Consider the following 20,627-nt stretch of genomic DNA (forward strand, 5'->3'; position numbering starts at 1 on the left):
TGTTTCTCTCAAATATTTTTGGTTTAACTAGGCATCATTGAGGTGACAGGCAGAGACATGACCGGGAGCAATTTCCCTCAGGGTTGGCTGCTGCTCTGTGCACCGTTTGGTGGCAAATGGACAGCGCGGATGGAAATGACATCCGCTTGGTGGGGCCAGTGGTGACGGGATTTCGCCTTTGATCGGCTCATACACCTGCTTGCGGGCATCAATACGCGGGACTTCGCGCAGTAAGGCCTGTGTGTAGGGGTGGTTTGGTCTGGCAAATAACTCATCAGTTTTCGCGATCTCAACTACGCGGCCCAGATACATGATCACCACACGGTCGGAGAGGTGCTCCACCACGCCAAGGTCATGACTGATGAACAGATAGGTGAGGCCGAGTTGTGCCCGCAAGTCCATGAAAAGATTGATGACCTGCGCCTGAATGGACACATCAAGCGCTGCAATGGACTCATCACAGACAAGAAATTCCGGGTTAACTGCTAAAGCGCGGGCGATGCCGATACGTTGGCGCTGTCCGCCGGAGAATTGATGCGGATAACGGGTTTTGAAATCCGGATCGAGCCCCACACGCAGCAGCATCTGGTCCACGTAGTCGGAGAGCTCTGCTTTTGATATGAGCCCATGGACACGTGGTGCTTCCCCGATGATCTCATTCACCCGTTTGCGTGGGTTGAGAGAGGACATGGGGTCCTGAAAGATCATCTGCACCTTCAGTTGGGCATTTTTAGCATCCGCACCGGAGAGCTGTTTGACGTTGTCTCCATGGAACTGAACGGTGCCGTTGCTGGCCTCATGGATGCCTGCCACGACGCGGCCCAGCGTGGATTTTCCGCAGCCGCTTTCGCCAACAAGACCAACCACTTCGCCCGGTGCAATGCTGAGCGAGACATCATCGACCGCGTGAACCACCTGCTCCTTAAGACTGGAACCGAAGAAACGAAGTGTTTTCTCAGCAAGGTCCAGCTTTTTGGTGAAGCGCTTGGAGACGCCTTGCAGCTCGATGACCGGAGTTTCCAGAAGCGTCATGCCATTTCCTCCTGCTTTACAGGATGGAAGCAACGGACTTGCCTTTCCTCTCCTAACTGCGTGATCTCTGGCGTGGCGACCAGACAATCACTCTGTTTTGCCGAGCAACGACTGGAAAAGGCGCAACCAGCGGGCAAGTTGAGCAAAGAGGGTGTCATGCCGGGGATCTGGTAGAGTTTGGCGCCGCGTTTGTTTCGGCTTGGGACAGATTCAATGAGGCCCTTGGTGTAGGGGTGCAGTGGTGCGTCCAGCACTTCATCAATGCTGCCCTGCTCCACAATCCGCCCAGCGTACATAACGGCGATCCTGTCTGCCAAACCGCTGATGACAGCCAGATCATGCGTGATCCAGATGAGGGACATGCCGGTCTCGGAACACAGTTTGCGGACCTCGTAGAGGATCTGTGCCTGAATGGTGACGTCCAGAGCTGTTGTTGGTTCATCTGCGATGATCAGATCCGGCTCGTGCAGCAATGCGATGGCAATGGCAACGCGTTGGCGCATGCCGCCTGAGAACTGGTGCGGGTAGGACGCGAGGCGCTCATCCGGAGAAGCGATGCCGACACGAACCAGCGCCTCTCGGCAACGCTGTCGTGCGGCTTGTTTTGAGATGTCCTCGTGGGCCTGAATGGCCTCAATCATCTGCGTATCGATGCGCAGAACAGGGTTGAGGGTCATCATGGGGTCCTGAAAGATCATGGCAATCTTCTTGCCCCTTAGCTCGCGCCACTGCTTTTCGTTTTTTCTGGCCAGATCATCCCCATTGAGGAGGATTGAGCCGCCGACCACCCTGCCCGGCTCATCCACCAGACCGATGAGCGAGAAACCCGTAACGGTTTTGCCGGAACCGCTTTCACCAACGAGGCCCAGGATTTCACCGGGTTTGACGGAGAAGCTGACATCATCAACGGCTTTGACCACACCTGCCTTTGTGAAGAAGTGGGTTTTGAGGTTTTTGACTGTGAGTGTGTTTGGCGTGTTCATATTGTCCTCACTTCCTCAGGCGGGGGTTGAGGACATCACGCAGCTGATCACCCACCAGATTGATTGAAACCACGGTGATGAGCAGCGCTATGCCGGGGAAGATTGAGATCCAGTATTTGCCGCTGATCACATACTCAAAGCCATTGGCAATGAGCAGGCCGAGAGATGGTTCTGTCTGCGGCAGACCAACGCCGAGGAACGACAGAGTTGCTTCCAGCGCAATGGCGTGGGCGGTCTGAACCGTTCCTACCACGATGAGTGGCGGCAGGCAGTTGGGCATGATGTGCAGGAAGAGCACGCGGGCATGACTAAGACCAAGGCAGGTGACAGCTTCCACGTACTCTTTGCCACGCTCAACAAGGGCTGTTCCCCTCACCGTTCGGGCGTAATAGGCCCATTGCGCTACCACGAGGGCGAGGATGATCTTGTCGACGCCTTTGCCCATCAGTGCCAGCAACATCAAAGCAACCAGAGACGCTGGGAAGGAGAGCTGCAGGTCCACAATGCGCATGATGAAGGTTTCTGTGCGACCTCCAACATAAGCTGCGATCAGGCCGACTGACATGCCGATGATGAGAGCGATGATGCCACTTGTCACCCCGACGGAGAGCGAGATGCGCAGGCCGTAGAGGATTGCAGAGAACAGATCGCGCCCTGCCCCATCTGTGCCAAGCCAGAAGGTGTATCCGTCAAAGCTTTGCTCTCCCGGCTCCATGCGGGCATCCAGCACGCTGACTTGTGCCAGGTCATAGGGGTTTTGCGGGGTGATCCATGGGGCGAACAGTGCTGCCATGATGATTGTGAACAGCAGGAGCGCAGCGACGACAGCGACTTTGCTCTCCACAAACTCCGAGAGAAAGCGGCTCATAGGAGTATCGCCAGAAAAGAGCTGCTTTCGCGGTGGTTTGAGGCTTGTTTCTATGGTCATGAGATGCCCCTTAGTTCGCCGCATCCTGAAGCCGCACGCGCGGGTCCAAAATGGAATAGAGGATGTCAACAATCAGGTTGATGACGACGAAGAGCACCACGATAATCATCAGGTAGGCCACGATGATCGGGCGATCGAGCTGCTGAATGGCATCAATGAGCAATTTACCCATGCCGGGCCATGCAAAGATTGTTTCCGTTACGACTGAAAAGGCAATGAGTGAACCAAACTCCAAGCCGAGGATCGTGACCACGGGGATCATGATGTTCTTGAACAGGTGCACCATGACAATACGGCTGGAGGACAGGCCTTTGGCGCGGGCGAACTTGATGAAGTCCATATGCATGACCTCCCTCACCCCTGCCCGTGTCAGGCGGATCACCAGCGAGATTTTTAAGAGCGCGAGATTGAGAGCCGGGAGAACAATGTGAGAGAAGCCATCTGCGGTGAGGAACGAGACCTGCATGCCGAGCACCGAGATGGTGTCTCCACGCCCTGTGGCGGGCACCCAGTCGAGCATCACGGCAAAGAGCATGATCATCATGATGCCAACCCAAAATGTGGGCAGTGAAAAACCCAAAATTGAGCCACTCATGATGAGACGCGAGGAGATGGCGTTGGGGCGCAGACCCGCGTAAAGACCTAGTGGAATGCCGATGACAATCGCCATGAGGAGCGCCATGAAGGCGAGCTCCAGCGTGGCAGGCATCCGCTCTACAATGAGTTTGAGCGCTGACTCACCAAAGATAAAGGAGGTGCCCAGATCTCCTTTGAAGGCGTTGCTGACGAAGACCGTATATTGCTGCCACACGGGCTTATCGAGGCCGAAGTCGCGGATGACGCGCTCAATCTCGGCCTGATCCGCATCCGGTGCGACCAGCATATCGATGGGGTCCCCCACCACATTCACGCCAAAGAACACAATGACGGACATAGCAATCATGACTATGCCACTTTGCATCAGGCGTCTGAGAACGAAGACAGACATGTCTTTAAATCTTTCGCAGGTAAAGCCAACCCATTGAAATAATTAAGGTGAGTGCTGGCCTTAGAAAAGAAAAAGACCGGCATAAGCGCTATGCCGGTCTTTTGTTTGCATGCGATTACTCAGCGGATACGCCCCAGGACAGGGTGTATTCATCCGTGCGTGGCAGGTATTCGAGGCCCTTGCGGGTCGCCCACGTATTCACCTGATAATGCAGCGGAATGATCGCCTGATCGTTGATGGCGATCTCGGTTGCTTTGGCGAGCAGGTCCTGACGCTTTTCATCATCGACAGTTGCCAGAGCTTCTTCAATCATGGCATCCACTTCAGCATTGGAGTAGCGGCCACGGTTGGAAGAGCCGAACCCCCGGCTCTTGTCGTAGGTGTGGATGAGAGAGCGCAGTGGTGAGGATGCTTCGCCAGAACCAGCGCCCCACCCCACGAGAACCATTGAGAACTCGGGCGTGTTGTTTGGACCACCACGAGATGCGCGCTTGAAGTAGACAGACCGCGGCATGGTCTCCACATCGGTTTTGATGCCAACGCGGTTAAGCATCTGTGCGATAGCTTCCACGATCTTGGCATCGTTGATGTAACGGTCATTCGGGCCGTGGATGCGCAGTTCGAAGCCATCACCAACACCGGCAGCTGCAAGCAATTCTTTCGCACCCTTTGCATCATACTCAACCGGCTTCAGGTTTTCGCTGACACCAAAGAAGCCATCCGGCAGAAGCTGGCCTGCTTTGACAGCGACACCTTCCATCACACGTTCAACAATCAGATCACGGCTGATGGCTTTGGAGATCGCTTCACGAACACGCTGATCCTTCAGCGGGTTTTTGATGGCCCCGCCGCCCATGGCTTTCACGAACGGGCTGTCGTCACGGTCATGATCCAGATGCAAGTAGATGACGCGGTTGGATGGGCCCTGCCACAACGAGACTTTGTCATTGCTGCTTAGCACTTCAATGTCTGTTGTTGGGACACCGTTGATCAGATCAACATCACCCGCCAACAAAGCAGCCACACGAGATGGGCCGGATTTGATGGGCTTGAAGGTTACCTTGTCCCACTTTGGCTTTGCGCCCCAGTAATCAGGGTTTGCTTCCAAAACGATGCGGTCACCTGGCACGTACTCCGCATATTTGTATGGGCCGGAGCCAACAGTTGCCTTGCCGGAGTTGTACATCTCGGTTGTTGCATCCGTTCCGGCTTCTACAGAGATGATGCTGACGGTTGAAATGTCATTAGGAACAAGCGGATAAGGCTTTTCAGTCACTATATGGACTGTGTAGTCATCAATCTTTTTGACCGTTTTGCCTTTGGTGTATGTGGCAAAGCTGGATGGTGAGTTTGGCACATTTGGTGCGCGCTCAAATGAGAACACCACATCATCCGCATTAAACGGATTACCATCATGGAACACCACGCCCTCACGCAGTTTCAGTTCCCATGTGGTGGCGTTAATTGGCTTCCAGCTGGTTGCGAGGCCAGGCTGCAGCTGCTGTTTTTCGTTTTGGTGAATAAGGCGGTCGAACATATGATAGGCGATCATATTGTTCGGGCCCAGATTGTGGTAGTGCGGGTCAATCGCGCTTGGTTCTGATGACAAGCCGATCGTCAGGTCTTCAGCAGACGCTATTCCACCCATAAGCAACATGGCACTTGCTGTCCCAGCAAGCCATTTGTGCAGCTTAATCATTGCTGCTCCCCCCTCAAAATTTTCGTTCCCTCTGGCGATTAAAATTCATTCGCCCAGTAACAATGCCGCTGCTTCTTTATATGAGTGTGCTTCTGCCAAAACGGGCAAATCACCGGTAGAGCTTCGCGGTTGACTTAAACCGTAGTATGTGTTTTCAACATTGTCATTCAAAATTTTATAATCAAAACGCATAGAACTATGTCAGATACCCCTACACGCCCCCGTCTCAGCCTGCGAGAGTTTGAAGTTTTACGCGCTGTCATCAGCGTTCGCAAAACAACTGCCGCTGCTGCTCGCCTTGGTATTTCGCAGCCAGCAGTGAGCCGCGCGATCAAGCATCTGGAGGAACGTCTCGGCAAAACGCTGTTTAATCGGGAGAGCGGCCGGCTTGTGCCAACCTCTGATGCTTTGGCTCTGAATGAGAAGCTTGAGCCCGTTTTTGAGATGCTGGCAGGAATTGAAAACGAGACCTTCGTTTCTCAGCACAGCAGCAAGCCGCTGCGCCTTGCTGCGCCGCCAACAATCTCACACCGTTTTCTGCTTGGCGTGATGGCTGCTTTCATCAAGGCTTATCCGGGGCAGAAGGTTGAATTGGAGATTGGTACATCCTCGGATGTTCGCAATCATGTGGCTGAAGGGCATGCCGATTTGGGGATTACCGACGGGTTATCCAAACACGCTGGATTGACCCTGGAACCGCTGCGCTCTGCCATTGCGCATGCGGTTTTGCATCGGGATCATCCCCTTGCCAGAAAAGCGTTTATTGAGCCCGAGGACTTTGACGGGCAGGACTTCGTCGCCCTCACCCGTCGGTTTCCCGTGCGGGCGATTTTGGAGCGCATGTTTGCGGAACGGGGAATTCGGCCTAATATTGTTGCCGAATCTTCTACCGCCGTCTCCGTGAGTGAGCTGGTGCATGCAGGTGTTGGTGTCAGCGTCCTCAACCCGTTTCCCGTGGCGCGAAACCATCCAGAAACGCTGGTTTTTCTGCCGTTTAAGCCGCGTATCTCCTACCTCAACGCCTTCATATTGCCTGCAACGACACCGAGCACTCCAATCGCCAGAAAATTCATTGAGTTCACGCGCGCCTTTGAGATTGAGGACCCATATTCAACACCAGCCTAGATATGGTTGTTTGGCTGGTGTGACCTATACTTTTCAAGGACCATTGCCATGATTATTGAAAGTACAGCTTACCCTATCGAAATCGATTTCCCCGATATCCTGCCCTACAAAGTCGGCAATACCGGAGTGGATTGGATCACCACATTTGATTCCGGCACTGCTGGCCCTCATGTGATGATTTCTGCGCTGGTGCATGGCAATGAGCCGTGTGGCGCTGTTGCTTTGGACTGGCTGTTTAAGCAGGAAGTTCGGCCTGTGCGCGGCAAGCTGAGCTTCGCTTTTATGAATGTGGCGGCTTACAACTCGTTTGACCGGAATGACCCAACTGCTTCGCGTTATCTGGATCAGGATTTCAACCGCGTTTGGCAAAATTGCTCGCTGAATGGCCCAGAAGTGACGCGCGAGCTGGAACGAGCACGCGAAGTGCGTCCTGTTGTCGATACCGTAGATTACCTGCTGGACTTGCATAGCATGCAGCACAAGAATCCGCCGCTTATGCTGGCTGGGGATCAGGAGAAAGGCCGTGCGTTAGCCAAGCAAGTGGCTGATCCTGAGTGGATTATCTGCGATTCCGGCCATGAGGAAGGCAAGCGGCTGCGTGATTATGACGGCTTTGGCGACGCAATGAGCCCCAAGGCTGCGCTGTTGCTGGAGGCAGGGCAACATTGGGAAGCTGCGGCTGGGCCTCGTGCTATTGCGGCGTGTATTCGCTTCCTACGTGCAACAGAGTGTGTACCTTCTGATTTTAGTGAGGTGTTTCTTGCAGAACAGCCGCCACTGGTTCCGCAAAAAACAATAGAAATCGTGGCACCTGTTACGGTTCAGCATAAAGATTTCCGTTTCAGCGATGATTACCACGGGATGGAGGTGATTGCCGAGAAAGGAACTGTGATTGCGACGGATGGAGACACGCCAGTTGCAACACCGCATGACAACTGCGTGCTGATTATGCCAAGTCGCCGGTTGCTGGTTGGGAAGACTGCCGTGCGATTGGGCAGGTTGTTGGATTAATGTCGTTTTATGGCTGGGAGTTTGGTTCCCAGCCATGCAATTTAAGCGCTTAACTCTGCGGTTTCAGAGCAGATATTCTTCAAGCTTTCCCATTGCCATTCACTGAGAACGGGCGTTTTCTTTGCCTCAGGGTCGGCAAGCTCATTCAGCGTATCCACGCGCTCTTGTGTTGGCGGATGGCTGGAGAGGAAGCCCAGAGCCTGTGTGAGAGCATTGGCTTCACTGTGCTCTGCTGCGATCTTTTCAAGGAAGCTCGCAAGCCCGGTGGAATCTACGCCTGCGTTTTCCAGCATCTGAACAGCGAAAAGGTCGGCTTCACGCTCCATGTCTCTGGAGTAAGAGCTGTCGAGCATAGACTCCCCGACACTGGCAACGATACTGCCGCCGGTGAAGTCTCCGATGAACATGGAAAAGACGATTCCCGTGCCCGCCACGTTTATCAGCTGCTGCATGGAGTGACGGTGTTTGACATGGCCAAGCTCATGCGCCAGCACGGCGGCCAGTTCGTCAGGACTGTCAACCACTTCCAACGTTTTGGAGAGAATGGTGATCCTGCCGCCGGGAAGGGCGAAAGCGTTGGGTATTTTGCTTTCAACCACTGTCATCACCGGGTCAAACGGCAAGTCCATGCCCTTTGTGAGGCGCTTTGCCATCTGCTCCAAGGCAGCCTGACCCGTTGAGGCTTTACAGATTTTCTCTTCACTCAAGGCCGGGATCAGTGTTTCTTCAACGCTCTTGCCAAGCTCTGCTTCCCACGATTTCGGCACGTTGTGAACCGCGTACTTTGAGAAGACAGGTAGGAAAAAGATCAGAGCGACCGCGATTAGGGCGATGGATGCCAAGCTGCCAAACACGATTTTCTTTGTGTTTTCGCGCTTTGGAAGGCCTGCTACCAAACGAATTTTGCGCTCAACGGATTGCGCGGTCTCTGTATTCGTGATTTTGACGTAAGCGGTGCTTGTTGGCTTGTTCAGCTCTACCACCATGACGGTTTGAGATGTCCAATCACAGAGCAGCTTTGCCGCGAACCAGCGCGCATATTCCTGATCGCCCGCCAGATCTGTCAGGACCATCTCATCGTAGTCAAACCAGATCTGACAGTTGCGTACAGCAGCAGAAGTGCCGTCAAAAAACTCAGCGTTTCCAAGCAGTAACTTCATGGTCAGATCACTTCAAACCCTGCATCAAGCGTATCAGCAAGCCCCATGCCGACTGCATTTTCCAAATCACCAGCAGCAATCGCATCCTTTACGCTGTGGGCGTTGATGACCACCATACTGCTCATCTTCCACTCAAACAACATGACTTGAAGGACCATCATATTGGCGAACAGAAGCACTCCATAATAAAGAGCAAAAACTGGCAGGAAAGCCAGACTGAAAAAGCCGCTCTCCGGCTCTATTTGGACCCCAATAGTTAAGGTTAGCAAGGTGCCGATTGCTCCAACAATAGCAACACCAACCCCAACAATCACAGCATGAATGATGTAGGCGCCATAGAACTTGGAAGCCCCGATATGGCTCTCAAAGCCAGCGTCGCCAATCTTTGTGGAGTTGACTTGCAGACGGAAGATATCAGCCGCGATGTAAGGCCACGTGAAAAATGTGAGCATAGGAGCAATTATTGCAGCCGCAAATACAGATGGACCAATCAGCGCAATTGGAATGAACAAGACAACAGCCAGCGCATAAGCTGGCAACAGCGCATCAAAGTAATTTTTTGGAGTTGCAGAATAGCTAAACTGCTGATTTCCAAAATAACTGACTTCTGCCAGCATTCTGTCCAGCTTTGCCATACGCCATGGTAGAGCAATGCCCAGAGTAATGACTGACAGGATGGTCCAGAAGAGCCATGCGCCCACATAACGCCACGCAGAGCCTTGCATGTGGAAGCGAATGCCGCGCCAGCTTGTGCGAGTCAGCAGGTATCGGCGGCGGCGGAACAAGGCGTAGGGCGTGAGCAGAAAACCGACTACAAACATAATGGCAAAGCCAATGATTGTTGCAATCAGGCCCATGAACTGAAGGCCGAAACCAAGCGCATAGAACGGTATTAGGATCGCCAGAGCAATCAGAAAACCAATAAAGAGTTCTTTGCCCGTGCCATGGTAGCGAAGATGATCGCCTTCCAAATGGGTCGCAGACCAGAGAGATCTGCGCAGTCCAGTCATCGCCCAGAAACGATAGATACCCAGCGTGATAACCGTCAGGGTGACCCACTTCATAACCCGCGCGAAGAACGAACCACCAGAAAAGAGAATATAACTCCGCTTTGGTGAACCCGGATTTTCCTGAGCAACTTCAATAGTCATGGCACGATCCAAATTTTTTAAATAAAAACGTCTTTCTCTGTAATTCCACTCGTCAAATTATGCAAACACCCGAGGGTTGAGTGAGCCCTATTCTTCTAAAGCAACTCTTAGGCCGTGAATGCCTGAGGATTTCTTGGGTTAACAAAAACAGGCGCATCTTTGCAGATGCGCCTGTGTAGAATCGATGAATATTCTGCGTCCTAAACGAAGCAGTCCATGATTTCCTGTTCGCGAATGATACCGACCGGGCGGTCTCCGCGATAAACCGCGATTGGACCAGCGCTGTGGCGTTTCATCTCAATCACTTCGCGGATCATCTGCTTTGCTGTGCACTTTGGCATCTCTTCAACGCTCACGATCACATCAGCACTCATCTGCGAGAGATCAGTCATGATGTCTTCAGCGTGCAGAACGTTGAGTGGGTTCATGTGCGCGACAAAGGACTCAACGTACTCATCCGCTGGTTTCTTCACGATTTCCTGCGGAGTGCCGATCTGCACCACATGACCACCTTCCATGATGGCGATGCGGTTGCCGATTTTGGCGGCCTCATCAAGATCATGGCTCACGAACACGATGGTTCTGTGTAGTCTTTCCTGCAGCTCCAGCAACTCATCCTGCAAACGGCTGCGAATGAGAGGATCGAGCGCAGAGAACGGCTCATCCATCAGCAAGATTGGAGCATCTGTTGCAAAGGCGCGCGCCAGACCAACACGCTGCTGCATGCCGCCGGAAAGCTCATGCACGTATTTGTCGCCCCAGCCGCCAAGACCAACAAGTTCCAACTGTTCTTCGACACGTTCCAGACGCTGGGTCTTAGGAATGCCAGATAGTTCCAGACCGAAGCCAACATTGTCTCGCACGGTGCGCCAAGGCAGCAGGCCGAACTGCTGGAATACCATGGCAACACGTTCGCGGCGCAGTTTGCGCAGGCGCGAGGTAGAGCAGGTGGTTGGGTTGACCTGCTCGCCATCGTCAGCAACGAGCACTTCGCCGCGGCAAACCTTGTTCAGGCCGTTGATGGCGCGGAGCAGGGTGGACTTACCAGAACCGGACAGGCCCATGAGAACGAGAAGTTCGCCCTGCTGGATGTCGAAGGTCGCGTTGGCAACCCCAACCAGCTGGCCGGTTTGATCCTGAATTTCAGCGCGGCTTTTGCCGGCATCAATTAAGGGCAGGGCAGCGTCGGGCTGATCGCCGAAAACAATGGAAAGGTTTTTGAAGGAAACAACAGGATTGGTCATTTTTTGCTGCCCTTTTCTTCTGAGCTTTTGAAGAAACGGTCAAGCACAATAGCAATCAGCACGATTGCAATACCAACCTCAAATCCTTTAGCGATGTTCACTGTGTTCAACGCACGAAGTGTTGGAACACCAAGGCCATCCGCACCAACAAGGGCGGCGATCACAACCATGGACAGTGACAACATGATGGTTTGCGTCAGGCCAGCCATGATGTTTGGCAGCGCATATGGCAGCTCAATCTTAAAGAGCTTCTGCCAATAGGTCGCGCCAAAAGCTTCACCAGCTTCCAGCAGATGTTGCGGCGTGGAGGCAACACCAATCTGGGTTAGGCGAATGGATGCGGGCAGGGCGAAGACGACAGTTGAAATCAGACCTGGAACGACACCCAGTCCGAACAGGATCAGGGCGGGGATCAGGTAGACAAACGTTGGAATTGTCTGCATCAAATCCAGCACAGGCCGTACCCATGAGAAGAACTTAGGGTGATGCGCGGAGTAAACGCCGACAGGAATACCAATCAACATACAGATAAAGGTGGAGCTGAGGATCAGCGCCAGCGTTTCTGTGGTTTCATCCCAATAGCCCTGATTGATGATGAGCAGCAGGCTCACCGCAACAAACGCTGAAAAGACGAAGGATCTTCTGACCACAAAGGCCAAAGCTGTGGCAATGACCACAATGCCGAGCGGGTGAGGGGCTTGTAGAACCCATAGTACACTGTCGATGAGCCATTCGATTGCAACGGAAATCGCATCGAAAAAGCCACTTGCATTGTCGGTGAGCCAGTCAACTCCCCACTTGGCCCATTTGCCGATGGGTAGTTTGTGCTCTGTTAGCCACTCCACGGGAAACCTCAGATTTTGTTATTGTGTGTCAACGCGTTAACGTCATTTCATTTGTAGGGCAGGATACAAAATTATTGGTACCGACAAGCAGCTTGCCCCAGTGCGCAATGGTTATTCCAGGTGCCGGAGTGTTCTGGAATAATGCGCTAAGAGGCGGACTGCGAGTGTATCGCATCCGCCTCTCAATTCATGCTCGGTAATGACCCTTAGAGGCCGAATGCAGTCTTTGCAGCAGCAAGACCGTCTTTACCGTCAAAAGTAGTTACGCCAGCAAGCCATTTATCAAGAGCCTCAGGGTTCTTCTTGATCCATGCTTTTGCTGCGTCTGTTGGCTCTTCACCGTCGTTCAGAATACCGTTCATGATCTCGTTCTCCATCTGCAGGGAGAAGGTGAGGTTCTGAAGGAATTTTCCCATGTTCGCACACTCAGCAGAGTAACCTGCGCGGGTGTTGGTCAGAACGTCAGCGCCACCGAAGTTTGGACCGAAGAACTCGTCACCACCGGTGAGGTACTCCAGCTCAAAATTGGAGTTCATTGGGTGCGGAGCCCAACCGAGGAAGACGATGTCCTGGTTCTTGCGAGTTTTACGCGCGACCTGGGACAGCATGCCAGCTTCAGATGATTCGACGAGGTCGATTTTGTTGAGGCCGAACGCGTTTTTCTCGATCATATCGAGGATCAGACGGTTACCATCGTTGCCTGCTTCAATGCCGTAGATCTCGCCATCAAGGTCTCCAGAGAATTTTGCGATGTCCGCAAAGTCCTTCAAACCCTTGTCATAGGTATACTTAGGAACAGCCAAAGTATACTTGGCGCCAGTCAGGTTGGTTTGAACAGTATCAACGGTGCCAGCTTCGCGATATTTCGCAATATCAGCTTCCATTGTCGGCATCCAGTTGCCAAGGAATACATCAATATCGTTGTTTGCGAGAGACGCATAAGTGACTGGAACGGAAAGTACTTTTACGTCTGTTTCGTAACCGAGCGCGTCCAGCACAGACGTTGCTGTGGCGGTGGTTGCGGTGATGTCTGTCCAGCCCACGTCAGAGAAGCGTACGGTTTTACAGGCTTCCGCTTCTGCGGCGAGAGCTGACCCAGTGATTAGTAATAGTACTGAAGCAGAAGTAGAAAGTTTCTTTATCAGGCCACTAGCAACACTCATGTAAATCTCCCCAATTTCGATATTTATTTAATAGAGCCGTAGAATTGTGCAGAAAACATGTCCTAAACACTACCTAGACGACAATTAAATTTTCAAATTCCTTCGTTCACTAAAGCTAATAAACACCCGATGGACTAAAGGCAACCTCTCCGTCAGATATTAATTACGATAAATCTGAGTGCAATACTTTTCAAAAGCTCCGAAATGTTCTAAGAACTATTTTTATTGATTGAACGTTCAATAAAAATAATCTTGGAGTGAGTTCGGCACAAATGCCTAAGGTCGGAATGGAAGAGGAACGCAAAACCTCGATAATTATGGCAACGATCAAAGCGATCCATGAAAAGGGGTACGCAGCGACAACAATGGCAGATATTGCCAAGAATGCCGGCGTTTCGACGGGCCTGCCACATCACTACTTTGGCTCGAAGGCAGCTGTCTTCAACGCGACCATAAGCTTTTTGCTGACGGACTTGAGCAAGCAATCCCGCAAGCGCTTGCTGAAGACGAAAACCCCTATGGAGCGGATCGATGCGATCATCCATACCAACTTCAGCGATGAGCAGTTTCAGCCCTCCGTTATCTCGGCGTGGTTTGCGTTTTATGTGGTGGCACGAACGGAACCGGGAACACGCCGGTTGCTTCAGATCTACCACCGACGGCTGATCTCGAACCTCACTGCGGAATACCACCGCGTCACAGATCGAGAGACGGCGATTACAGCGGCAGAAGGTACAGCTGCGATGATTGACGGGCTCTGGCTGCAATGCGTGCTAACGACAAACCGACCTGACGGGTCACCGGCAACAATGCTGGTTCAGGACTACGTGAAGAAATGTTTCGACAGCTTTGAAACGACAGAAACTACACAATAATAACTGGAATACGGCTTCAAGCCCAAGAGAATACAATGACTGCAGATTTCATTATTGTAGGCGCCGGCTCTGCTGGATGCGCCCTGGCAAACCGTCTTTCGGAAGATCCCCAAAACAAGGTGGTTTTGCTGGAGTTTGGTGGTACGGATATCGGTCCGTTTATCCAGATGCCCGCTGCCTTGTCCTATCCCATGAACATGTCCCGCTACGATTGGGGCTATGAGAGTGCGCCTGAGCCGCATCTGGATGGGCGTAAGCTTGCTTTGCCACGTGGTAAGGTGATTGGCGGCTCTTCCTCCATCAACGGTATGGTCTATGTGCGCGGCAATGCCTGCGACTTTGACAGCTGGGAGGAAATGGGGGCGAAAGGCTGGGGTTACCAGAACGTTTTGCCTTACTTCCAGCGCCTTGAGAATACCGAGATCGACGGAGACTGGCGCGGAAAGTCCGGCCCGCTCTACGTCTCTCGCGGTACACGCTGGAGCCCGCTTTACGATGCCTTTGTGCAGGCTGGTGAAGAGGCTGGTTACGCCAAAACTGACGACTACAACGGTTATCGTCAGGAAGGCTTTGGCGATATGGAGATGACGGTGCACAATGGCCGTCGCTGGTCCGCCTCCAATGCCTACCTCTGGCCCATCAAAGGCCGCGAAAATCTGGAGATTATCTCTGGTGCGCACGTTAATCGTATTCTCATGGAAGGCAAACGTGCTGTTGGCGTTGAGTATGTACGTGGCGGGCAAGTACATCAGGTCAAATGCTCCCGCGAAGTTGTCGTTTCTGCGTCTTCCATCAACTCTCCAAAGCTTCTGATGCATTCCGGCATTGGTGATGCAGCTGCTCTGTCAGCTCTGGGCATTGATGTGATTGCAGATCGCAAGGGTGTTGGTGCGAACCTTCAGGATCATCTGGAACTCTATATTCAGCAGGCGTGTACTCAGCCGATTACGCTCTACAAGCACTGGAATCTGCTCTCTAAAGGCGTGATCGGAGCTCAGTGGCAGCTGGCAAAATCTGGCCTGGGCACCACCAACCACTTTGAGACCTGCGGTTTTATTCGCTCCAAAGCGGGCGTAATGTACCCTGACATTCAGTTCCACTTCTTGCCGTTTGCGGTTCGTTATGACGGGCAGGCGGCTGCTGAAGGCCATGGCTATCAGGTTCATGTTGGCCCGATGCGCTCCAAGTCTCGCGGTGCGGTGACGCTGCAATCTGCGGACCCAATGGACAAGCCGAACGTGCTGTTCAACTACATGAGCCACGAAGACGATTGGGAAGATTTCCGCCAGTGCATTCGCCTGACACGTGAGCTTTTTGCTCAGCAGGCGTTTGATCCGTTCCGCGGCAAGGAAATTCAACCAGGCAAAGACGTTGAAAGCGACGATCAACTGAATGCTTTCATCAAAGAACATGTCGAGAGCGCGTTCCATCCGTGTGGCACCTGTAAGATGGGTGACGCGAATGACGAAAGTACTGTGGTTGACAGCGAATGTCGTGTGATTGGTGTTGACGGTTTGCGCGTTGCGGATAGCTCCATCTTCCCGCAGATTACAAACGGAAACCTCAATGCACCTTCCATCATGGTTGGTGAGAAGGCTGCAGACCATATTCTCGGAAAAGGTATGCTTCCTGCCAGTGATAAGCAGGCGTGGATACACCCGAACTGGCAGAACGAACAACGGTAAGTGTTGGATTAAGAAATGACGAAAACAGATAACCTGACAAATGCATCCCTGCGTGCGCAGCCTGGTGGCTCTCACTTTATTGGCGGCACTTACGTTGAAGATACGATGGGTGAGGAGATCCTAAGCCTTTATCCAGCAACACAGGAAGTGATTGCACGGGTTCACTCCGCGACACCGGCAATCATCACCAAAGCTGTTGCATCTGCACGGACTGGCTTTGCGATCTGGCGCTCCATGGCACCTGCTGAGCGCTCCCGCGTTCTGCGTAAGGCTGCTGACCTGATGCGTGAACGCAACCGGGAGCTTTCCGAGCTGGAAACGCTTGATACGGGTAAGCCGCTGCAGGAAACTTTGGTGGCTGATGCTGCTTCTGGTGCTGAAGCGCTGGAATACTTTGCAAGCGTTGCAGCTACCTCTAATGGCGAACACATTGATCTGGGTGGCTCTTATGCCTTGACCAAGCGCGAACCATTGGGCATTTGCCTTGGCATTGGCGCTTGGAACTACCCAATCCAGATTGCTGCATGGAAAGCTGCTCCGGCGCTGGCCGCTGGTAATGCGATGATCTTCAAACCATCTGAAGTGACTTGCCTTTCTGCGCTCAAGCTGGCCGAGATCTTCCGTGAAGCTGGCTTGCCGGATGGTGTGTTCAACGTGGTGCAGGCAAACCGTGAAGCAGCTGCTTCTTTGGTGTCGCATCCTGAAATTGCCAAGGTTTCCCTGACAGGTTCCGTGCCAACAGGTATGAAGGTTGCTGAAAAAGCAGCTTCTCAGCTGAAGCACATGAGCCTTGAGCTGGGTGGTAAATCTCCGATCGTGATCTTTGAAGACAGTGACATCGACAATGCCGTTGCTGCGGCGATGAATGCTAACTTCTATTCCACCGGTCAGATTTGCTCCAACGGCACACGCGTATTCGTGCATTCTTCCATCAAAGATGAGTTCCTGAAGCGTCTGAAAGAGCGGACCGAGAAGATCCTTATTGGTGATCCGCTGAATGAAGACACACAACTTGGCCCGCTTGTCTCTAAAGCTCAGCTTGAGAAAGTGATGGACTACATCGCGATTGGCCAGAGCGAAGGAGCGGTTCTCTATGCTGGTGGTGGACGTCCGCAGGTGGCTGGCCTTGGTCGCGGCCTGTTTGTTGAGCCAACCATATTTACTGAAGTCAAAGACGACATGCGCATTGCTTGCGAAGAGATCTTTGGTCCTGTGATGTGTGTGCTGGACTTTGATGATGAAGCTGATGTGATCCGCCGCGCCAACAACACCGAGTTTGGTTTGGCTGCTGCTGTGTTCACGAAAGATATTCAGCGTGCCTACCGTGTGATTGATCAGTTGGAAGCTGGCACTTGCTGGATCAACAACTACAACCTGACCCCGGTCGAGATGCCATTCGGTGGCTTCAAGAACTCCGGCATTGGCCGTGAGAATGGTCAGTGGGCGCTGGATCAATACTCTCAGGTTAAGAGCATCTATGTAGAGATGGGTGATGTTGAGGCTGGCTGGTAAACAGCCTCAACCATCAATGTGAATGAGCAGAGTAGGGGCATTTGTTCGCGTATCTTTATCCGAAAACCGGTTTCCATTTTTCGGCGATACACAGCGTCCCTACTCACGCATTGCGTGGGCGATCTGATCGACCATTGGCTTCATGATGTATGAGATCACCGTGCGGTTTTCTGTTTGAATGAACGCCTCGACCGGCATACCCGGCACCAGATTTTTACCACCCAGTTTGTCCAGCTGATTTTCTGAGATTGTCAGCTCTGCCATATAGAAGCTGAGACCGGTTTTGGGGTCTTCCAAAAGATCAGGTGAGATCGTCTTCACTTCTGCTGTCAGCTCAGGTGTTGTGCGTTGATCAAAGCTTGGCAGACGGATCGTTGCTTCCTGATTGGGCGTCAACTGATCCACATCGATTGGCTGCACCTGCGCTTCAATCACCAGAACGTCTTCACGTGGCACAACTTGCATCAACACCTCACCGGGAGCAATAACACCACCGATGGTGTGAATGGTCAGGTCGTGCACCGTGCCAGACTGAGGTGATTTGATTTCCATGCGCATCAGCTGGTCCTGTGCAGCAATCTTCTTTTCTTCAAGCTGGGCAACCTCTGCCCGGACTTGCTGAAGCTGTTCCAGTGTCTTTGTCAAAACGTCTTCTTCGATCTGCATGATCTGGATGTTACGCTCTGCGATGGCTTCTTCCGTCTTGGCAATCTGGGCTATGAAGTCACCATATTCACCTTGAAGCTTGGTTTTCTCGCGTTTGAGAGCTGTAACACGGGACTCGGTAACCAGTCTTTTGGCCAGCAGCTTGTTGAGGTCTTCCAGTTCGCCATCGATCAAGCTGATTTCAATTTCTTTGGCATCTCTTTGTTGAGACAGCCCATCAATCTGCTTCTTATACTGCTGAATCTGAGCACGCATCTGGTCCTGTCGGCCGCGCAGGTTCTTAGTCTTCGCGACCATCATCCGACGTTGCCCTTCCTGAATGGTATTCAGGACCTGAGAATGTGCGTCATCTGTGGCTCGTGTTGGGAAGAGAATTTCTTCCTCTCCATCACGCTCAGCTATCAAGCGAGCTTCCTGCGAATAGAGGTTGTCGAGCTGTTTGGTCACAACAGCAAGGTTGGCTCGGGTCACCGTGTCATCAAGGCGGAGCAGGGTGTCTCCCGCATCAACGGTATCCCCATCAGTCACCATGATGGAGCGGACAATGCCGCCTTCCATATGCTGCACATTCTTGGTGTTGGTCTCAACGACAATGGTACCGGGAGCGATGATTGCACCGCGAATTTCCATCAGGCCGCCCCAAAGGCCCGCGCCTCCGACAAGGATAACAACCAGAAGACCAGCGCAGATCAGATGAAACCTAATGCTGCCCTTAATCTGTTTGTCACTTTCGGAATGATTATACATTATGCTGCTCCTCGTTTGATCGGAGCTTTAATTGCTGCTTTTTGCGGGACTTGCTGGGTTTGAACCGGTGTCACAAGTTGCTTCATAACTTCATCACGCGGACCAAAAGCGGCTTGTCGGCCATCGTTGAGCACAAGCACCTTATTAACCGCTGCTATCGCATTTGGGCGGTGGGCAATCACGATGACGATCTTTCCTCGGCCCCGCATCAGCTTGATCGCATGGGTCAGACAGGCTTCACCTTCAGAATCCAGGTTGGAGTTGGGCTCATCCAGAACGATGAGGAAAGGCTCACCATACATGGCACGGGCGAGGGCGATGCGCTGACGTTGGCCGCCAGATAAGGCATAACCACCACTACCAATAATCGTGTTGTAACCGTCCGGCAGGCTTGTGATGAACTCATGGATACTGGCAATTTTCGCGGCTTCAATGACCTCATCAGGGTTTACGTCTTCCTTGAACCGGGAAATATTCTCCGCAACCGTGCCATCAAACAATTGAATGTCCTGCGGCAAGAAGCCAACAAATTCACCGATGCGCTCCGACGTCCATTGATCAAGCTCTGAGCCATCAAACCGGATTGATCCTGTCAGAGCATTGGTGATGCCGACAATCGAACGAGACAAGGTTGATTTGCCAGAACCGGACTTGCCAATAACGCCAAGACCTTCGCCAGCCGCAAGACTAAACGAGATGCCTTGCACGATTGGCTGACGGATACCAACCGGACCACATGCCACACTGTCCAGATCAATCTTCTGATGCGGAAGGGGTAGTTCCATCACGTTGTTGGTGTCATCTTTATTTTCGACTACCTTGCGCAAACGGGCGAGGCCTTGTCGGGCTGCCAGAAAACCTTTCCATTGGGAAACAGCTTGCTCAACGGGAGCTAAAGCACGGGAAGACATGATTGAAGAGGCAATCATGACACCAGAGGTGACCTCTTGCTGGATGACCAACCATGCGCCCATGCCAAGCATGGCGGACTGCAAAATGAAGCGGAAGGTTTTGACGGCTGTTGCGAAAAAGGCAGCTCGGTCACCTGCTTTGCGTTGCTTGACCAAGTAGGCATCATTGCCCTTGTGCCATCTGTTCTTCATCGTCTCCATCATGCCCATTGCCTGAATGACTTCAGCATTGGAACGACTGGCTTCAACAATAGCAGAGCGGCGGTTTGTTTCAGCTGCAGCCTCACTCGAAGGTCTGCGGGAGGTAAGTTCATTCAATCCAACCAGCGCACAAATGACCAACGCACCACCGATTGCCATCATGCCAAGATAGGGATGGAAGAGGTACACGATACCGAAATAGAGTGGCATCCACGGCAAGTCGAAGATGGCGGCAGGGCCTGGGCCTGAAAGGAAACTGCGCACCTGATCCAGATCCTGAACCGGGCGCATCTTTGCACCTTTGGGGCCGAGAATAAGTGGTAGGCTCGTTGAGATCTCGTAGGAAACACCAGAGAGCTGGGCATCTACACGTTGCCCAAGACGGGACAAAACACGACTGCGGAGTGTTTCCAGAATTCCATAGAAAAGAAAAAGGACACCAACAAGAGTTGCCAAAACGACGAGCGTTGGAACCGATCCACTTGCCAGCACACGGTCATAGACCTGCAGCATAAAGAGTGGTCCTGTCAGCATCAAAATATTCAACAGCATGCTGACGCCACCAATTCCAACCAGTGCGGACCTTAGAGATCTGAATGCACTGGTGATTACAGATTCTTTCTGTCTTTGGCTGTCGGGCATAAGCTTTCTCTCAATTGCTTTGGGAATTAAAGCAAGAAACTCCCTCCCGGTATTCACCG

The 20,627-nt window shown here is 52.5% G+C and carries 17 protein-coding genes; 5 read left to right on the forward strand and 12 right to left on the reverse strand.

The window, feature by feature from the left end:
• Positions 1-27 precede the first annotated feature (27 nt).
• The 5 genes from PsW64_RS08260 to PsW64_RS08280 all read right to left on the reverse strand — a co-directional run bounded on the left by PsW64_RS08260 (position 28) and on the right by PsW64_RS08280 (position 5,630).
• Entirely contained in the window at positions 28-1,032 is a 1,005-nt protein-coding gene (locus tag PsW64_RS08260) for an ABC transporter ATP-binding protein (protein WP_063303305.1), read from the reverse strand.
• Entirely contained in the window at positions 1,029-2,015 is a 987-nt protein-coding gene (locus tag PsW64_RS08265; RefSeq protein ID WP_063303306.1) for an ABC transporter ATP-binding protein, read from the reverse strand. The genes PsW64_RS08260 and PsW64_RS08265 overlap by 4 nt, the downstream gene beginning before the upstream one ends.
• Positions 2,016-2,022: 7 nt before the next feature.
• Positions 2,023-2,943: an ABC transporter permease gene (locus PsW64_RS08270; protein WP_063303307.1), complete on the reverse strand. Its 921-nt coding sequence runs from the start codon at positions 2,941-2,943 to the stop codon at positions 2,023-2,025.
• Positions 2,944-2,953: 10 nt separating this feature from the next.
• Positions 2,954-3,931: an ABC transporter permease gene (locus tag PsW64_RS08275; RefSeq protein WP_063303308.1), complete on the reverse strand. Its 978-nt coding sequence runs from the start codon at positions 3,929-3,931 to the stop codon at positions 2,954-2,956.
• A gap of 115 nt (positions 3,932-4,046) precedes the next feature.
• Positions 4,047-5,630: an ABC transporter substrate-binding protein gene (locus PsW64_RS08280; RefSeq protein WP_063303309.1), complete on the reverse strand. Its 1,584-nt coding sequence runs from the start codon at positions 5,628-5,630 to the stop codon at positions 4,047-4,049.
• Positions 5,631-5,828: 198 nt separating this feature from the next.
• Between PsW64_RS08280 and PsW64_RS08285 the strand changes: the two genes are divergently transcribed.
• Together PsW64_RS08285 and PsW64_RS08290 are read left to right on the forward strand one after the other, a co-directional pair.
• Positions 5,829-6,755, forward strand: coding sequence for a LysR family transcriptional regulator (locus tag PsW64_RS08285; protein WP_063286307.1), 927 nt, complete (start codon positions 5,829-5,831; stop codon positions 6,753-6,755).
• Positions 6,756-6,803: 48 nt separating this feature from the next.
• Entirely contained in the window at positions 6,804-7,766 is a 963-nt protein-coding gene (locus tag PsW64_RS08290) for a M14 family metallopeptidase (RefSeq protein WP_063286306.1), read from the forward strand.
• A gap of 41 nt (positions 7,767-7,807) precedes the next feature.
• Here PsW64_RS08290 and PsW64_RS08295 read toward each other — a convergent pair whose 3' ends face one another.
• From PsW64_RS08295 to PsW64_RS08315, 5 genes are all read right to left on the reverse strand, one after another.
• A complete protein-coding gene (locus PsW64_RS08295) occupies positions 7,808-8,926 on the reverse strand; it encodes a M48 family metallopeptidase (protein ID WP_063286305.1) in 1,119 nt (372 codons plus the stop codon).
• Between the two features lie 2 nt (positions 8,927-8,928).
• Positions 8,929-10,077: a DUF898 family protein gene (locus tag PsW64_RS08300; RefSeq protein ID WP_063303310.1), complete on the reverse strand. Its 1,149-nt coding sequence runs from the start codon at positions 10,075-10,077 to the stop codon at positions 8,929-8,931.
• Positions 10,078-10,277: 200 nt separating this feature from the next.
• The gene (gene choV, locus PsW64_RS08305) at positions 10,278-11,321 is read right to left on the reverse strand and encodes a choline ABC transporter ATP-binding protein (protein ID WP_063286303.1); all 1,044 of its coding nucleotides are present in this window, start codon (positions 11,319-11,321) and stop codon (positions 10,278-10,280) included.
• Entirely contained in the window at positions 11,318-12,166 is an 849-nt protein-coding gene (gene choW / locus PsW64_RS08310) for a choline ABC transporter permease subunit (protein WP_057463116.1), read from the reverse strand. Before choW ends, choV begins: the two co-directional genes overlap by 4 nt.
• A 206-nt stretch (positions 12,167-12,372) precedes the next feature.
• Entirely contained in the window at positions 12,373-13,329 is a 957-nt protein-coding gene (locus PsW64_RS08315; RefSeq protein WP_063286302.1) for a choline ABC transporter substrate-binding protein, read from the reverse strand.
• A gap of 272 nt (positions 13,330-13,601) precedes the next feature.
• On the opposite strand from PsW64_RS08315, the gene betI reads away from it, so the two are divergent.
• Genes betI through betB form a run of 3 tightly spaced genes read left to right on the forward strand, consistent with a single transcriptional unit; the run spans position 13,602 to position 17,401 of the window.
• The gene (betI, locus tag PsW64_RS08320; RefSeq protein ID WP_063286301.1) at positions 13,602-14,204 is read left to right on the forward strand and encodes a transcriptional regulator BetI; all 603 of its coding nucleotides are present in this window, start codon (positions 13,602-13,604) and stop codon (positions 14,202-14,204) included.
• 35 nt (positions 14,205-14,239) lie between these two features.
• The gene (gene betA, locus PsW64_RS08325) at positions 14,240-15,889 is read left to right on the forward strand and encodes a choline dehydrogenase (protein WP_063303311.1); all 1,650 of its coding nucleotides are present in this window, start codon (positions 14,240-14,242) and stop codon (positions 15,887-15,889) included.
• Positions 15,890-15,937: 48 nt separating this feature from the next.
• Positions 15,938-17,401, forward strand: a complete 1,464-nt coding sequence (gene betB / locus PsW64_RS08330) for a betaine-aldehyde dehydrogenase (protein WP_193757772.1) — start codon at positions 15,938-15,940, stop codon at positions 17,399-17,401.
• Positions 17,402-17,500: 99 nt separating this feature from the next.
• Here the strand turns inward: betB and PsW64_RS08335 are convergent, their stop codons facing one another.
• Entirely contained in the window at positions 17,501-18,814 is a 1,314-nt protein-coding gene (locus tag PsW64_RS08335) for an HlyD family type I secretion periplasmic adaptor subunit (protein WP_063303313.1), read from the reverse strand.
• Positions 18,814-20,568: a type I secretion system permease/ATPase gene (locus PsW64_RS08340; protein WP_063303314.1), complete on the reverse strand. Its 1,755-nt coding sequence runs from the start codon at positions 20,566-20,568 to the stop codon at positions 18,814-18,816. Before PsW64_RS08340 ends, PsW64_RS08335 begins: the two co-directional genes overlap by 1 nt.
• Between the last annotated feature and the right edge of the window lie 59 nt (positions 20,569-20,627).

It is taken from the genome of Pseudovibrio sp. W64 (assembly GCF_001623145.1).
Lineage (GTDB): Bacteria > Pseudomonadota > Alphaproteobacteria > Rhizobiales > Stappiaceae > Pseudovibrio.

Coding starts and splice junctions, on each gene's coding strand:
- PsW64_RS08260 (WP_063303305.1), bottom strand. CDS start 1,032: ATGACGCTTCTGGAAACTCCGGTCATCGAGCTGCAAGGCGTCTCCAAG.
- PsW64_RS08265 (WP_063303306.1), bottom strand. CDS start 2,015: ATGAACACGCCAAACACACTCACAGTCAAAAACCTCAAAACCCACTTC.
- PsW64_RS08270 (WP_063303307.1), bottom strand. CDS start 2,943: ATGACCATAGAAACAAGCCTCAAACCACCGCGAAAGCAGCTCTTTTCT.
- PsW64_RS08275 (WP_063303308.1), bottom strand. CDS start 3,931: ATGTCTGTCTTCGTTCTCAGACGCCTGATGCAAAGTGGCATAGTCATG.
- PsW64_RS08280 (WP_063303309.1), bottom strand. CDS start 5,630: ATGATTAAGCTGCACAAATGGCTTGCTGGGACAGCAAGTGCCATGTTG.
- PsW64_RS08285 (WP_063286307.1), top strand. CDS start 5,829: ATGTCAGATACCCCTACACGCCCCCGTCTCAGCCTGCGAGAGTTTGAA.
- PsW64_RS08290 (WP_063286306.1), top strand. CDS start 6,804: ATGATTATTGAAAGTACAGCTTACCCTATCGAAATCGATTTCCCCGAT.
- PsW64_RS08295 (WP_063286305.1), bottom strand. CDS start 8,926: ATGAAGTTACTGCTTGGAAACGCTGAGTTTTTTGACGGCACTTCTGCT.
- PsW64_RS08300 (WP_063303310.1), bottom strand. CDS start 10,077: ATGACTATTGAAGTTGCTCAGGAAAATCCGGGTTCACCAAAGCGGAGT.
- choV (WP_063286303.1), bottom strand. CDS start 11,321: ATGACCAATCCTGTTGTTTCCTTCAAAAACCTTTCCATTGTTTTCGGC.
- PsW64_RS08315 (WP_063286302.1), bottom strand. CDS start 13,329: ATGAGTGTTGCTAGTGGCCTGATAAAGAAACTTTCTACTTCTGCTTCA.
- betI (WP_063286301.1), top strand. CDS start 13,602: ATGCCTAAGGTCGGAATGGAAGAGGAACGCAAAACCTCGATAATTATG.
- betA (WP_063303311.1), top strand. CDS start 14,240: ATGACTGCAGATTTCATTATTGTAGGCGCCGGCTCTGCTGGATGCGCC.
- PsW64_RS08335 (WP_063303313.1), bottom strand. CDS start 18,814: ATGTATAATCATTCCGAAAGTGACAAACAGATTAAGGGCAGCATTAGG.
- PsW64_RS08340 (WP_063303314.1), bottom strand. CDS start 20,568: ATGCCCGACAGCCAAAGACAGAAAGAATCTGTAATCACCAGTGCATTC.